15 protein-coding genes are annotated in these 15,813 nt (G+C 40.6%); 5 read left to right on the forward strand and 10 right to left on the reverse strand.

Annotated features, from left to right (window positions below; translation table 11 throughout):
• Window positions 1-38: 38 nt before the first annotated feature.
• From G7092_RS28200 to G7092_RS28210, 3 genes are read right to left on the reverse strand one after another with little or no spacing between them, the layout of a single operon-like run.
• Complete coding sequence (locus G7092_RS28200) at window positions 39-998, reverse strand: PKD domain-containing protein (RefSeq protein ID WP_166095207.1); 960 nt, start codon at window positions 996-998, stop codon at window positions 39-41.
• Between the two features lie 45 nt (window positions 999-1,043).
• Window positions 1,044-1,532: a type VI secretion system transmembrane protein TssO gene (locus G7092_RS28205; RefSeq protein WP_166095210.1), complete on the reverse strand. Its 489-nt coding sequence runs from the start codon at window positions 1,530-1,532 to the stop codon at window positions 1,044-1,046.
• Between the two features lie 5 nt (window positions 1,533-1,537).
• Window positions 1,538-2,059 (reverse strand): hypothetical protein, encoded by a 522-nt coding sequence (locus G7092_RS28210; RefSeq protein WP_166095212.1) that lies wholly within the window; start codon window positions 2,057-2,059, stop codon window positions 1,538-1,540.
• Window positions 2,060-2,258: 199 nt separating this feature from the next.
• Between G7092_RS28210 and G7092_RS28215 the strand changes: the two genes are divergently transcribed.
• Together G7092_RS28215 and G7092_RS28220 are read left to right on the forward strand one after the other, a co-directional pair.
• Window positions 2,259-2,693, forward strand: a complete 435-nt coding sequence (locus G7092_RS28215) for a GPW/gp25 family protein (RefSeq protein WP_166095214.1) — start codon at window positions 2,259-2,261, stop codon at window positions 2,691-2,693.
• A gap of 10 nt (window positions 2,694-2,703) precedes the next feature.
• Window positions 2,704-4,557, forward strand: a complete 1,854-nt coding sequence (locus G7092_RS28220) for a type VI secretion system baseplate subunit TssF (RefSeq protein ID WP_166095216.1) — start codon at window positions 2,704-2,706, stop codon at window positions 4,555-4,557.
• Window positions 4,558-4,565: 8 nt separating this feature from the next.
• Here the strand turns inward: G7092_RS28220 and G7092_RS28225 are convergent, their stop codons facing one another.
• Entirely contained in the window at window positions 4,566-5,501 is a 936-nt protein-coding gene (locus G7092_RS28225) for a type VI secretion system baseplate subunit TssG (protein WP_166095219.1), read from the reverse strand.
• A gap of 118 nt (window positions 5,502-5,619) precedes the next feature.
• On the opposite strand from G7092_RS28225, the gene G7092_RS28230 reads away from it, so the two are divergent.
• On the forward strand, window positions 5,620-6,513 hold the full coding sequence (locus G7092_RS28230) for a TssN family type VI secretion system protein (RefSeq protein ID WP_166095221.1): 894 nt from the start codon (window positions 5,620-5,622) through the stop codon (window positions 6,511-6,513).
• Window positions 6,514-6,546: 33 nt separating this feature from the next.
• The gene (locus tag G7092_RS28235) at window positions 6,547-7,686 is read left to right on the forward strand and encodes a hypothetical protein (RefSeq protein ID WP_166095224.1); all 1,140 of its coding nucleotides are present in this window, start codon (window positions 6,547-6,549) and stop codon (window positions 7,684-7,686) included.
• 103 nt (window positions 7,687-7,789) lie between these two features.
• Here G7092_RS28235 and bla read toward each other — a convergent pair whose 3' ends face one another.
• The 6 genes from bla to prpB all read right to left on the reverse strand — a co-directional run bounded on the left by bla (window position 7,790) and on the right by prpB (window position 14,718).
• A complete protein-coding gene (gene bla, locus G7092_RS28240; RefSeq protein ID WP_166095226.1) occupies window positions 7,790-8,668 on the reverse strand; it encodes a subclass B3 metallo-beta-lactamase in 879 nt (292 codons plus the stop codon).
• Window positions 8,669-8,749: 81 nt separating this feature from the next.
• Entirely contained in the window at window positions 8,750-10,045 is a 1,296-nt protein-coding gene (locus G7092_RS28245; protein ID WP_166095228.1) for a leucine-rich repeat-containing protein kinase family protein, read from the reverse strand.
• A gap of 316 nt (window positions 10,046-10,361) precedes the next feature.
• The gene (locus G7092_RS28250; protein ID WP_166095231.1) at window positions 10,362-11,006 is read right to left on the reverse strand and encodes an epoxyqueuosine reductase QueH; all 645 of its coding nucleotides are present in this window, start codon (window positions 11,004-11,006) and stop codon (window positions 10,362-10,364) included.
• Between the two features lies 1 nt (window position 11,007).
• Window positions 11,008-12,459, reverse strand: a complete 1,452-nt coding sequence (locus G7092_RS28255; RefSeq protein WP_166095233.1) for a bifunctional 2-methylcitrate dehydratase/aconitate hydratase — start codon at window positions 12,457-12,459, stop codon at window positions 11,008-11,010.
• Window positions 12,460-12,671: 212 nt separating this feature from the next.
• Window positions 12,672-13,826, reverse strand: coding sequence for a bifunctional 2-methylcitrate synthase/citrate synthase (gene prpC / locus G7092_RS28260; protein WP_166095236.1), 1,155 nt, complete (start codon window positions 13,824-13,826; stop codon window positions 12,672-12,674).
• The gene (gene prpB / locus G7092_RS28265) at window positions 13,816-14,718 is read right to left on the reverse strand and encodes a methylisocitrate lyase (protein ID WP_166095238.1); all 903 of its coding nucleotides are present in this window, start codon (window positions 14,716-14,718) and stop codon (window positions 13,816-13,818) included. The genes prpC and prpB overlap by 11 nt, the downstream gene beginning before the upstream one ends.
• Before the next feature lie 410 nt (window positions 14,719-15,128).
• Between prpB and G7092_RS28270 the strand changes: the two genes are divergently transcribed.
• The gene (locus G7092_RS28270) at window positions 15,129-15,710 is read left to right on the forward strand and encodes a DUF6438 domain-containing protein (RefSeq protein WP_166095241.1); all 582 of its coding nucleotides are present in this window, start codon (window positions 15,129-15,131) and stop codon (window positions 15,708-15,710) included.
• Window positions 15,711-15,813 lie beyond the last annotated feature (103 nt).

The raw sequence follows: 15,813 nt of genomic DNA on the forward strand, positions 1-15,813 counted from the left end.
GATAGGTGCATATATTAGGTTCATTGATAATGGTTTTATTATTTGGCCCGTCTTGGAGCGCCATTCGAGGTTGATGAATGCTGTTTAACGGTAAGCATACTTGAACAGCTCGACTTGGCTCTTAAGGTTACCTGGGCTTCATCAATATTAATACCCCCGCCAAAAGTGAGGCGCATACAATACGAGTAAAAGTCGGTTTGTTTACTATCACCGTTGGTTTCCAGGTTAACGGTTACTTTTTCATCGCCGCAGAAATATTTGTTAACGAGGTAATAGTAATTGGTATTAAAATCGGCCCCGTTGGCAATGGCCTGCAAATGCGCCCGGATATCATCAATCACTTTGCGTTCGCCTTCGCCGGGTGTTACAATAGCGTTAACTGTTGAATCGGGGTTTGATATCAGCATACGGTGATAAACCGGGTGTTTACTTTTATCGGTACTGAGTTTTATAAAATAGGTTCCGGGATTATGGTAGGTATATAAAGCGGTAGATCCTTTAACGTCAACCCTGCCGGTTTCGCCAAATGACCATTCATATATCCTGGCATTCCCCTGTGCTTCTAACCTGATCTGTTCATTAACAATACCCTGAGTAGGCCCGTTAATAACCATTAGGGTATCAACAGATTGCACAATGGTATCCTTAACATTTACCGGAAACTGCTGCTTTAAAGTACCGTCTACAGTGACCCGCACAATGTAATCGCCCGGGCGTTTAAACTTATAACTCCCGTTTTGAAGGTTTGATTTATCGCCGTTGCCAAATTCCCATACCCAGTTTTTAGCATTAGCTGTATTGTCTGAGTATACCAGGTTTTCGTTTAAAAATATCTCGTCTTTTAACAGCCGGGCGTTAACTGTTCTTTTATCAAATAATGAGCTTTTAAATAAAAAGATCAATGCAGCAATAATGAGTATACCAACTATAATATATAGAAAGGCATAGGTTTGCCTGTTGGTATCCACGGGGCGGCCGCTGTTGTAATCGTCTTTCATTGGTTTAAAGGTTTGTGTTTTTTATAGTGATGTGATGTTTTACGTTTATCTGCTGGATCCGAGGCTTTGCTGCAACTGCCGGGTTGATAGTTTACAATCATCAAGCAGTTTACTGAGCCGGTTAATGTCGCTGTAATTGCCGGTGAGTTCGCGTTTATCATAAAACAGGTTCTCAAACAATTTTGAAGCATGAATAAAACATTTATACCGGCTATCATACGGGCGTCTGTTATAATACGAACGAATAGCACCTATGGAGTTTTTAATATCGTTTTCCAAAAAAAGTGCTTGTACATTAGGGTTAAACTTTGCAATATGGGTATAAGTAGTATCAACTGTAGGTATAGCTTGTGTAACCAGGGCTTCAAACTCATCCTCTTCAGCTATCCGTTTGGAAAACTCATCTTTTGATATAGTTGCGCCATCGTCATAATTATAAAATATGGCTGTGCACAGTATGGATGATGTTATCAGAAACACTCCTAAAAACAAAAGAAATTTTTCTCTTCGCTCTTTTAAATTGAACTTTAGCATATAATTTAATAATGTGAAAACCGGCCACTTAGCTTGCTGACAGCCGATTTATTTATTTTATTACACGACTCCAATTGCGAACGAAGACTTTCTATCTGGAAACGGGTGGTAAATAACGAATCTTTAACATTAGCTATAGCGGCAATATGATTGCTTAATTTTTTATACAGGTCGAAACTTTTAAGCGGATAAGGGTTGCTCTGGAGTTTATCAAGAATATGTTGATTACCCTCCTGAATATCATTAAGCAGGATAGTTTGGTTATTTAGTTCCTCTGAATTCATTTTTGAATATTGCGACAACTGTTGCATGCGCATCAAAATCATCTCGAAACTATTGTTGATATCATTACGGATAGCTACCAGCTGGTCGGTTTGCTTTACTTTGGCATTTAACAATACCATTTCGCGGCTCGAAGTGAAGAAAAAGAAATAAACGGTTACAACGGCAAATGCTAATAGCCCAGTCAGGTAAATTATAAAAATCCTGTAGGCTCGATTTAGGTCGGTTATATTGACGGGCTTCATTAAGTATTTGTAATATTATTGTTAAGAGGCTATAATAATTTTAAGTTATCCTGATTAACTATCACTATAAATCATTCAGGATAAAGGGCGTAATAAAAATATTCTTAACCTTTAAAACATTTCTACAACTATTTTGCAAAAGAAATGTTTATGAAAAAGTGATTTTTTTTATTACTTAGTTATAAATCAAATATTTAATATGCCAAACCCTCTATATTTCAAGCCGTTAAGATTTGAAAACATTGCCCTGGGGCGAGATATGCAAACACAGGATCTGGGGGCCTCTATCTCACAGTATATAGAGCTGATCATTTTTACCCGGTACGGCGAACATCGCTATAACCCTGAGTTTGGATGTGAGATATGGGATATGGATTTTGAACTTATACAAAGTGAAACTATCTGGGAAGAAAAGCTGCGGCAGTCACTCCTTCGATCGATCAAAAAGTTTGAAAAAAGAATCTATGACATTGATATCGATGTGCACATCAGTGAGATCAATAAGTTTTATCCGTTAAGAAACGTAAGTGAAATAAAAAAACGGGTAGAGATTGTTATAAAAGGGAAGCTCAATAAAACCGGCGAGCATTATACCTTCAGCACATCATTGTTTCTGAGTCCTTTATCTGCATAAAAACCTAAACATGAGCAAAATATTTTTCACGTCAAAAGAAGAAATAAAGGGCAGGATGCTCCGGAACGCAATGGACTTCTGGAACACCACGAACGTTAATGACATTGACCCGCTGGTTAAATTATTGATTGAAGCTCTTAGTACCGAGTTGTTCAACCTTTCCAACGATGTTAAAAACTTGGAAAACCGGGTACTAAACAAGATCTCCCGGATCCTCGCCTCAGACTATCTCACCGCTCCGCTCCCTGCTCATGCCCTGCTCAAGGGTATACCGGTTGAAAACACGGAGACCTTGAGTATCAAAAATCATTTCTTCTATCGAAAAACAGCTTCGCCCGATGCAGGCAAAACAGCGTTGGAACCTTTGGATGTCTTTTTTACACCTATCGGCGAAAACAAAGTTTTTAAAGCTGAAATTAAATACACATTTAACGGCAGACAGCTTTGGGAACACACGCCGGATATGCAAAAAAATTCGATTGCCCGCCCATTGCCACAATCCTTTACCGAAAATAACACCTTATGGATAGGAATTGAAACCGATCCAAAACTTAATACGCTCCAAAATGCAGGGATATATTTTGAATGGCCAGGGTATACTACCAATAACGATTTTTATAACCTGTTACCCGTTACCCGTTTGTATACCGATGAGCAGGAACTGGATACAATAAGCGGATTAATATATGAGGAGGAAGAAACCAGTGAAAACAAACCGGTATTTTATGATCAAAACATTATTAACCTAATTACCCGGGATGTAAAATCATATTACCAGAACCGTTTTATATCGCTTACAGATGATCGCTTAAATGATCTGGAACCGCTTAAGAAAAGTTTCCCAGTATCATTTGAACCCTGGTTTGAACCAACAGACCTGAAACGACTTAAGCCTTGCGTATGGATAAAAATGGTTTTCCCGGCAGTGATTAGGCCAGATGTGATCAGCGAATTACAGCTGCACCTAAACTGTTTCCCGGTTATGAGCCGTAAACTGCATGAACAGAAATTCAGGGTAAAAGAGATGAATAACATCATCCCTATCAAGCCTTCTGCTTTTGATCATTTCTTATCGGTTCAGGACCTGCATGATGATCTGGATATTCACTATAATGAGATCCCTTATAGCCAGGCTGATCAAAGTTTTGAGGGAAGTTACTCTGTCAGGAACGGTGGCGCCGAACGTTTTGACTCCCGGAATGCACAACAGATCATTGAGTATCTTTTTGAATTGCTCAGGGATGAAAAAGCTGCCTTCGCTGCCTATGGCAACGATTTTTTGAACTCAACACTAAAAACACTTGAGCAAAACATTTCGCTCATCGAGAAAAAATCAAACCAGGCTAAAGACAATCACGAGCTCATCAACTATCTCATTTTAAAGCCTGCCAATAAGGCTGGTATGTTATATCTTCAGTTTTGGACTACTCTTGCTGACAGCGCCAATAATATCAGGAAAGGCTCCCGACTACAGCAGTTTGAGACAACAAAGCTAAAAGCAGATAATTTACGTTTGATGACCACCTCTATCGGAGGCAGGAATAGTCTTGGAGCCACCGAACGTATACAAGCCTATAAATACGGGCTTACCACTAAGGACAGAATTGTTACTCAGGCTGATTTGACCAGTTTTTGCCAGTATGAACTGGGTACCAAGTTAAAAAGCATCCGCATTAGTAAAGGTGTAAGTATCTCTCCAAATCCAAAAGAAGGATTTAAAAAGACTACGGATATCTATTTAAAACCCCACGAGGAAAGTAAGCTGTCAACCAACGAATGGGATACGTTACTAAGCCTGCTACAATCAAAGTTGGAGTCGCGGAGCATCATCAACTATAATTACCGCCTTTTCATTGAAAATTAGGGTCAGGTTTAATTACCCAAATAAGTGGTATAACCAAGCCGGGCATTTTCCTGCTGCGCTCCTATTATTATTTTTTTGGAAGCAGGCGTGGCCAGTAAATTAACATTTACCCCGGTTTGCATTGGTATAAAGTATGACAATAACACATCAATACAGATAGCAGATCGCTCCCCGGGTAAAAAATCAATCATTTTTGAGGCGCTCAATGGCCCAACGGCAACGTATAGCTCTTCTTCGGGCTCAATTAACTGACCTGCTATAAAATCTATTCCCAAAGCTGCCTTGCCCAATGAAGTTTGCATGCCTCCCAACTCTTTTTTGCCTGACCTGGTAACCAGTTTATAGCTGAGTGAAATGGGTGTTTTGAACAACATGGTTAGTATTTTGCCTATAAAAACAAGATTATTACGCTGCTCATGTATCACCGGCAAAACATGTATTAAAATAAGCATTTGCTTGTTGGTAAAACAGCCAAACTCTTTCCATTCTTTTAAGAATATGTTAATCAGATCATCATACTCATTTTTCTTATCCAAACGGTTCTCATAAAGCTCCAGGATCATTTTCAGGTGGTTCACCTCTGCTTCAAATGGCGCAAAAAAGCGCCGTGTCTGCTTCTCCTCATCTCTCCTGTCCACAATATCCTTAACCATCTCTTCTTCGGTAATCATTAAACTCGAAGCAGGAGGTTTATGAAAAAGGCCTTCAGGCAACATATCATACAACCCATCGCGGTTTACCTGAACCTGAAGTATCTTTTTGTTGGTGATATCGGTTTGACTGACAGCAATGCCCGCAATTTCTTTTGCAAAGGCGCGCTGCTGAGGGCCCACCGGCAATATTACAATACCATCAGCGTCAACCAATTCATTCTCAACAATTTCTGCAGCAATAACCGTAGCTTTAAAATCTGTATCGATAAGGTTAGGGTTTTTGATCTTCATTTTTCAATATTTTTACAAATAATATTTAAAACAATAACCACAATTATTGGTAATTGATTAGACTTATGTCAAATTTATTTTTTTGAGACTGTTATAGACCTGAACATACAATTATATCATGGACGTTAAATCATTTTTTATACGTTATCTTATCTTCCCTCTCATCTTCGTGATTGCTGCGGCAATTATGACCATAATTAACAAAAAGAATAAACTCTTAAGCAATAAACGCCTCATTGTTATTATTTTGTTAACTGCTGTTATTTTAGGTATCCCTGGCTTACTAGGCTTTCTTGATCTGCAGTTTATGCCCTGGGGCTATTTATTTTGCCAGCTTATTTACTTAACTCTGGGCTCTGTTTACGTATGGCTGGCGGGTAAATATCACGAAAATGAGCTACTCAACAAAAAAGGGTTCTTTATTTTTTGTACACTGATATCATGCCTGCTGGGTGTATATCTTTTTAAACTGGGGTTTGATTGGCTAAACAACCTTCGGTATGGTTTATGGGCTGCTACCAGTATATTCATATTTTTATTACCCCCCATTTTCTGGTGGGCATACATTGCTTTTATGAGTATCCCGCTGGAAATATACAAAGTATGGCAGTATCCCCGTGTGCCCGAAGATATCAGCATGGAGCACCTCAATTTTGATAAACTGATGGTATTGGAGCTCGATCTGTACAAAAATACTGATGATCCCGAACCCCTGAAGGTAAAGGCTAAAGCGCCACCAAATATGAATTTTGGTCAATGGTTCCAGAAATTTATAGATGATTATAATTTAAAATTCCCTAATGCTCCGGTGCAATATAAAGTCAATAAAACCGATAGCTACAGGTGGATATTTTACATTAAACCTTCTTTTTGGAGACGAAGGCAATTTATTGATCCCGACCTGAACATTGTAGAGAATAAGATCACCGAGGCAAACACAATATATGCCAAACGTGTTTCTGAGATTGTAAGCGAACCTGAACGCACCGGTGATCAGGCGGTTTACCTGTAATAGTATAAAAACATCTACCTATTAAAATATGATATGCTTAGTCCGTTAAAAAACAAACCTGTAAACTGGATAGATGGAATGAAAATTTCCAGCGATCATTTTATCAGTACAGATAATTTCATACATGACATTGTCAGGGATTCTAATTCCCTGCAACTCAATAATCATAACTTTGGTTTATTACCTCCTGTTATTAATGAATCTGCAGCGTTGGATATACAGATCACAGAAAGAGCATCAAACCAGGTACAGATTAAAATAAACCATTGTAATGCTGTAACTGCCGATGGGCATCGGATTGATATATCGCGAACAGGCCCTGAATTACTGTTTACCCATTACTTTGGTCAGGATAATACCGCAGAAAATTCAGAAACGTATTATGTACTGCTTACTGTTAATCCTTTTGAGCGCGTAGCAAGTGGCAATCCTGACCCAGAGGAGATCCCTTTAAGATATCCTGAAGTTGATAAACAATATAATATTACCATCATACCGGCATCGCAGGTAAACATCCGGAATTCTCACTTTTTAGAGGTAGGTAAATTCATCAAAAACGGCAATAACCTGCAAACGGATATCAGCTTTATACCTCCGTGTACATCAATACTAAGCCATCCGGAGCTAGTTAAATACTATGAAAACTTCAGCAATCAACTGAATAATTTACAATTACTTTCTTTTCGTATCCTGGATAAGATAACTTCTAAAGAATCTGTTTCGACCATTGGTAAAAACGTAAAAATATTATGCGAAAAGATGCTGGAGTATATTGCCCGTATTTATTTTTCTTACCGCAATATAGTTTACCAGCAACCACCGGTGTATCTGGTATCCTGTTTTTCGGAAATGGCGCATATATTTTTCAGCACTGTAAAAAGCATACCCGGTGCTGAGCGCGAAGAACTGCTTAAATATTTTTATGAATGGAAGGATGTTACTCCCGGCAACTTTGAGGAATTGCTTGCACGCCTCATAGAAGTTGTTTACAATCATCATGACATCAGTGCCTCTATGATCACTGTTGACGAGTTTCTCCGTGTAATAGTAGCTTTGTGGAATAAACTAAGCTCACTGGAATACATTGGTCAACGTAAAGAAAATATTGTGGTAGCCGAACAACAAGTGATACAAACCGTACAATCCAAACGCACCTGGACGCTACTTGATTAAGCACGATGATCGAAACACTTCATCAGAAGATTTCAATAATTAATTAGAATAAGAGCATATATACAGATATGCTCTTATTCTATAAGCACTGTAATAATCCTACTTATTTTTCTTTTACTTTCTTTAAAAACTTATCCTGCAGATCGCTGATCTCTTCATCGTACCCTTTTTTATCTATAAAAGCACCGGGGTTATAATCAGCTCCGGGTTTGTGTTTGCGTTGAAGCTCAAACTGACTGGCGTGTGATGCCAGCCAAATATCAAACGATAACTTTTTCATAGCGTCCAATGTATAGGCGTAGTCCCGGGCAATACCAGGATAGGCAGGTATATCGGAGAATTTTTTATCGGTCACTATCGTAGGCATATTGGCTATCAATACCCGGTATGAGCGCTTTTGATCTTTTACATTGAACAGAAAACTGCAAGAACCTTTTGTATGCCCGGGATGATGGAGCATAACTAAACGCATGTTACCTAACTTTATAGCATCGCCGTTATGCAATATCCGGTCAACTTTTACCGGCGCATAAGTACTTACACCACCACTTAATGCATAATCAGAGCGTCCTCCATCAGTTACCACCGCTACATCACCCGCATCTACCATCATTTTAGCGCCGGTCATTCTTTTTATAGCAGCCATGGCTCCCATATGGTCAAAATGTGCCTGGGTGGTTAAAAGTATCCTGATATCCTTAAACTTAAAACCCAGAGCTTCAATATTAGCTTTGATTACGGGTTCCGAATCTGCAATACCAGTGTTGATCAGTATATTTCCCTGGGATGTGGTAATCAAATAACAAGCCAGATCATAAGTACCCACATAATAAAGGTTACCTGCAATTTGAAACGGCGGATAGGGCTTTGACCAATTAGAATCTGTAATTGCGGGCTGAACTACCTTTTGAGCAAACGCTCCCAAACCCACACATACGAAGCTAATTACCAGCGAAATTCTTTTAAGTTGTTGCACAATCATATACCGATAAATGAGTGTTAAATATACTTATAGCTAAAGATACGGTGATCTTCTGATCCGTGTAAATTCCTTTAAAATAAGTTAGATTAGTTCGTTCACTAAATCCTGAAAGCCAGGGCGGGCTGATACTTGCTGGCTTGTACAACTATCCCTTAAAAGTGCTAATTTCAATAAAGCCTCATCCCTATCGGCCTCTTTACATAAACTTAGCAGGTCATCCAGTAAATGACCATAAGCGCTTACTTCTATCCGTTCCAGCGCATAGGCCACTTCGGCATCAGACCTGTCATAAAAACCCGCGGCGCCAAAATCGCCAAACAGGGTATTTCCTTCTTCATCTATCAATGTATTGTGTGCGTAAAGATCGCCATGCATCACACCATTATGATGCAGCTGCGCCGCCAAAGATGCGATGGTTGAGGCAGTTTTTATCACCTGCTGCGCAGAAAGGCTTATGCCCTCTTTAAAAACATCGCGGGTACAACTGGCAAAGCTGGGTGGGTTACCCAAATTAAAAAAACGTTCTGGTATCAGCTCCATTACCAGGCCTTCTTTTCCTTCTGGATGTGCTAGTATCTGCCCCAGCAATTTTACCAGTCCGTAGTGGCCGCCTGCGGCTATATAGGCGAGCATCTCATCTTCAGGAAGCCCATCGCTGGTAACTGCGCCTTTAAATATCTTGATAGCTACTTCCCTTTCTTCATCGCTATTACGCCATCGAGCTTTGGATATAATACCCGACGCCCCTTCGCCAAGCCTATGGCTCACTTCCAATTCCTGGTGATCAATAAAGGGAATGGCGGCTATTGCAGGCTTTATGTTGAATAAATTACCGGAAAAGGCCAGCCAGGAAAGCTTAGGCATGCTTAGCAACCATTGCGGAAGCCGGCTTAACCGATTGGCAGAGATACGCAAAAGTGACAACTGGCGACAATTGCCTAGCTCAACAGGTAACTCCTTTAACCTGTTACCAGCAAGCATGAGCTTTTGCATTCGGGAACAGTTTCCGATTTGAGCTGGTAATTCTACTACCCTATTGTTTGTCAATATCAGCCAGCGAATGTTGGGATTAAGCGCTTTAGCAGGCACTTTTTCTATCCTGTTTGATTTAAAACCAACAATATCCAACAAAGGACAATCAGCCAGTACCTCGGGCAAAACAGTAAACAAATTTTCAGAACAGAACAAGATCTTCAGTTTTTTTAACCGGCCAAAATCGGCAGGTAATTCACTTATAGCATTGCCCGAAAGATCAAGCATCTCCAGCGTATCCGCCAGTTGGAATATCTCCTGCGGAAAGTGCAAAAGTCCCTCGGCAAGCTTTAATGAAACTGCACCTTTAAAGTCTCCGTTCTGTAGTTGTTTAAGTGTTTGCATAGCGTATACTTCTGTCCAAATCCATCTGTACCGCAAAAGTAATTGTTTCGAACTCTTTCTGTTAGTTAAAACAACATGCCGATGCAGATTGTCTCATGTATCGGTCTACATAATTTCTTTTCAGGCGCAAAAAAGCCAGTAATTATGGTCAACTACTGGCTTTTTCAATGGCCCCGGCGAGGTTTTCTTTCGCTCATTTTTCCAGTGCTTTTTGCTGCCGCTGTACGCTAAAGGTTACCGCTAACAGATTATAGCTATTGCATTGGAATGCTATTATTTTTTCTTCGATAGTGATTTCTGCAAAGATGCCCGCAAACTAGCGGCCATAATATTTTTCACCTAATTTTATTTTTTCTCTTCCGTTTTCTACCCGCCATTTGTTGGTATCTCTTAACGAATAAGCGCAACCACAATATTCCTGCATATAGAACTCTTCGTCTTTACTGATTTCCAGCATCCTCGATGAGCCTCCTTTTTTACGCCAATTGTAGGTCCAATAGGTTAATCCTTCATAATGCCCTGCGGCCCTGATACCACTGTCATTAATCTGTTCCATATTCTTCCAGCGGGAAATGCCTAAAGAACTACAAATGGTATCAAACCCATGTTCAGATGCGTATAAAGCGGTACGTTCAAAACGCATATCAAAGCACATGGTGCAACGAGGTCCACGCTCAGGTTCTAACTCCATACCCTTTGCTCTTTCAAACCAATTATCCACATCATAATCAGCGTCGATAAAAGGGATATTGTGTTTTTCGGCAAAGCGGACATTCTCATCTTTCCGTATCTCATATTCCTTTTTGGGATGGATATTGGGATTATAAAAGAAGATCGTGAATTCAATACCCGATGCAATGATGGCCTCCATTACTTCACCAGAACAGGGTGCACAACAAGAATGTAATAATAACTTCCTGCCGCCATCAGGTAATTCCAGCTTTTCCCTGATCAGATCCATTTTATATTACCATTAAGTTTACAAACTCATTTACCGGGGTATTCACCAGCGTTTGATAATCCAACGATACTTTTAAAATGTTTTGCTGTTGTTTTTCAGCAAACACCCTAGCCAGGTTAATCTTAAACTTATTCAGCAATTCCGGTATACCTTCTTCGCGCCTGCGTTTGTGCCCTATGGGGTATTCAACCACAACTTCATCAAGCACTGTTCCGTCATTTAACTCAACTGTTAAAGCATTGGCAATGGAGCGTTTTTCCGGGTCGTGATAATCTTTTGTAAACTGCGGATCTTCCACGCAGGTCATTTTATCACGCAGTACATCAATCCGTTTATCGGCAGCGATATTATCTTCATAGTCGGCAGCTGTTAATCTTCCGTAGATCAAGGGTACAGCAATCATATACTGAATACAATGATCCCTATCGGCAGGATTATTTAACGGCCCTTTTTTATCAATAATACGTATAGCCGCTTCGTGGGTACGAATAGTTATTTTCCTGATATCATCTGTAGTTTTACCCGCTTCTTTGAGCTTAGCATGTAAAGTCATTGCTGCCTCTACCGCGGTTTGCGAGTGAAATTCTGCAGGGAACGAAATTTTAAACAATATATGTTCCATTACGTATGATCCATAGTCGCGCTGGAACTTAAACTCGTTTCCTTTGAACGAAACATCATAGAAACCCCAGGTTTTGGCTGTAAGTACAGAAGGATATCCCATTTCGCCGGTTTGGGCCATTAAGGCCAATCGTACAGCTCGGGAAGTGGCATCGCCGGCAGCCCATGATTTACGGCTACCCGTATTAGGCGAATGGCGATAAGTACGCAATGCCTGTCCGTCAACAAAAGCCAGCGATACCGCATTGATTAACTCATCGCGGGTAAGCCCAATCAGTTTTCCGACCACGGCAACAGAGGCCACTTTTACTAAAAACACGTGATCGAGCCCCACCTTGTTAAATGAATTTTCCAACGCCAGTACACCCTGGATCTCGTGCGCCCTGATCATCGCGTCCAGCACATCTTTCATCAGTAATGCAGGCTTTCCTTCGGCAATAGCTGTTCTGGAAAGCCAGTCGGCAGTGGCCAGGATACCGCCCAGGTTATCAGAAGGGTGTCCCCATTCTGCAGCCAGCCAGGTATCATTAAAATCCAGCCAGCGAACAATAGCACCTATATTGAATGCCGCCTGTACAGGATCGAGCTGAAAGGACGTCCCGGGAACTTTGGCACCATTAGGCACTATTGTCCCTTTAACAACAGGACCTAACAACTTGGTACAGGCCGGATATGTTAAAGCCTCAAATCCGCATCCCAGGGTGTCCAGCAGGCAATAGTGTGCTGTTTTCCAGGCCAGGTCATTTTTAATTTCGTAGTTTAATACATAGTCCACAATGTCTGTCAGCACTTTGTCTGGCTGTGGTCTTTCGTTTGATATATGGGATGACATTATTATTTTAGGTTTTTGATTATACTATTTAAACTTCCCTTCCGGGATAAAATCCCTTTTTCAGGGAAAAAGTGGGTTTACATGGTTTACACTTTTTATGGGCTACACCAATCCAATTAACTAACTATCAACTATTTAATAAAAAACATAGCGAAAAAGTGTAAACCCACTTTTTGTGCAAATATTGTTCATATTTACTGTTCTTCCGGGAACTATTTTCTTTTCTCCAGAGGAACGAATTCTTTATTATCGGGGCCGGTGTAATTAGCGCTTGGGCGGATGATCTTGCCGTCCTGCCGTTGTTCGATGATATGTGCACTCCATCCGGTAACCCTTGAGACCACAAAAAGTGGGGTAAACATCAACGTGGGCACGCCCATCAGGTGATAGGACACCGCAGAGAACCAATCCAGGTTGGGGAACATTTTCTTTTCATCCCACATCAGGGTTTCCAGGCGGTCGGCAATGTTATACAGTAACATATCGCCAGATTCTTCCGAAAGCTCTTTTGCAACCTTTTTGATCACCACATTTCTCGGATCGGAGATGGTGTAAACCGGATGTCCGAAACCAATAATTACTTCCTTGCTGGCTAAACGTTTACGGATATCCTCTTCTGCTTCATCTGGAGAATTATAGCGGCTTTGGATATCATAGGCTACCTCGTTGGCGCCGCCATGTTTAGGTCCGCGCAAAGCACCAATGGCTCCGGTAACGGCCGAATAAATATCGGAACCGGTTCCGGCAATTACCCGGCTGGTGAAAGTAGATGCATTAAATTCATGCTCTGCATATAAGTTCAACGAAATCTGCATTGCCCGCTCCCAGGACGCTGATGGCTTTTTTCCATGCAACAAATGAAGAAAGTGTGCACCAATGGAGTCGTCGTCGGTTTCTACTTCAATGATCCTGCCGTTATGGGCATAATGATACCAGTATAATAATGCCGAACTGAAACATGCTAACAGCTTATCTGCAATATCGCGGGCTCCGGAAACATGATGGTCGTCTTTTTCGGGCTGGATACTCCCGAGCGCCGAAACCGTAGTACGCATCACATCCATAGGATGCGCGGCCGCGGGTATCTGCTGCAGGATATTTTTCACCGCATTCGGTAAGCCGCGTAATGATTTCAATTTTGTTTTATAGTTGGCCAATTGCGATTGATTGGGCAGCGAACCGTAGATAAGCAGGTAAGCCACTTCTTCAAACTCTGCCTTTTCGGCCAGATCAAGAATATTGTAGCCCCGGTAATGCAGGTCATTACCGCTTTTCCCTACACTGCACAAAGCTGTATTTCCGGCAATAACTCCGGAAAGCGCCACACTCTTTTTAGGCTTGAACGTACTTTCGGTATTAGTTTCCATTTGGGTTCTTCTTAAAAAGATCGTCTAATTTTTGTTCATAATCATGATAGCTGATGCTTTTATATAGTTCATCACGGGTTTGCATCGTATCCAGAATGTTTTTTTGCGTACCGTCTTTACGGATATGATTATATACATTTTGAGCTGCCTTATTGGCGGCACGAAATGCCGACAGCGGATAAAGGATCAATTCCACACCGGCCTGGGCAAGCTCATCAACCGTGTACATGGGTATCATACCAAACTCCGTAATATTTGCTAATACAGGAATCCCCGTTGCTTCCACAAATTTCCGGTAATAGCTCAGGTCGGAGACCGCTTCGGCAAAAATAAAATCAGCACCTGCTTCTTTGTAAGCCACCGCCCGTTCCAGCGTTTTTTCTAATCCTTCACCGGCAAAAGCATCTGTTCTGGCACCAATCACAAATTGCTCATCCGTTCTGGCATCTACGGCAGCTTTTAAACGATCAACCATTTCATCTTTGCTTACTATCTCCTTACCCGGGCGATGTCCGCATCGCTTGGCGCCTACCTGATCTTCGATGTGAAGAGCGGCCGCGCCAGCTTTAATTAAGGATTTTACGGTGCGGGCAATATTAAAAGCAGATGGACCAAAACCGGTGTCGACATCCACCAATAAAGGCAGATCGCATACGTTGGTGATACGCTGAATATCGATAAGCACATCCTCCAGGGTTGTAATTCCCAAATCGGGGATTCCTAATGACCCGGCCGCCACTCCGCCGCCTGATAGATAGATGGCATTAAAACCCGCCTGCTGAGCTAACAAAGCATGATTAGCATTAATAGCGCCAACAATTTGTAGTGGTTTTTCATTTCGCTGGGCCTCACGGAACCTTTGACCAGGCGATTTAAGGTTATTTGTTTGCATGATAGATTTTTTAGAAAAATGATCTTCTTTAAAAAGCCCTTCATCATACAGTACCCGGCAAAAGAAGACATTCATAACGAGAGTTAAATAAGTATCTGCTCAACTAAAAGCTTCAAATTCAAAAGCACTGTCCAATCGGAATAACAAGCCTCCTGATTTGTAACAAATTTACAGTACTTCCTGTTCTGATGACAGAACAAAATTGCCTATTAATTCAAAGTAAGAAATGCTTTTTCCGGTTGATGGTATATGTAAAGAACGCAGGCAAGTTAGAAAATAAATCTCAACAAATAGATTTCTTACTGATGAACTTCGTTCGATTATGGACGGAGCTAATATTGTGGGGGCGGAGGATTATTCACACGAATTTTATAGCAAATATCTTAACTTAGCTTATAACCAATAATCATATGAAATACTATCTGATATTTTTGCTAACCATAGTTTTTTTATCATCATGTGACAGACATGCCCGAAGAAAAAATGAAGTCAAAAAAATTGAGATAGCAACTGGTGGGTGCTTTGGCTCTTGCCAATTAACCGCTATAAGTATTGATAGTTCTCTTGACTATAAGTATTTCGGGGGAGATACTTATTTTCCTTCACCTCCTGACGCCAAAAACAATGAAAAACTTAAAGGATATTATTTTGCAAAGGTTAGTCCGGGCTTTTGGGATACTTTAAATATTAAACTTGAGGAAATAAATTATAAAAAATTGGATACTTCATATGAACATTCGGTTGATGATGAAAGCCTGGAAATATTCATACATTACGGCAATAATATTAAACATATTAAAGCACAGTCTGTAAGTTTACCAGATAGTATTGCGCGTGTGTTTTACTATATAATCAATAGCTACAAAACTATAAAACCCAAGCCCACAAGGGACACATTCAATTTCGAATCAACAACCCACAGGCCTATTCCAATGCCCGATATACGTAAAGTAAAATTTCCTCCTCCAACCAAAAAACAGTTGAAAAATTAACCACAATAAAAAAAGCCCCCGAATTTCCATCCAAAGGCTTTTGACTTTTTTAGTGGTCCCGACGAGACTAACTTTTTTAGCATATTTAATTGATAAATGTGTA

Origin of the sequence: Mucilaginibacter inviolabilis, assembly GCF_011089895.1 — a bacterium.
GTDB classification, from domain to species: Bacteria; Bacteroidota; Bacteroidia; order Sphingobacteriales; family Sphingobacteriaceae; genus Mucilaginibacter; species Mucilaginibacter inviolabilis.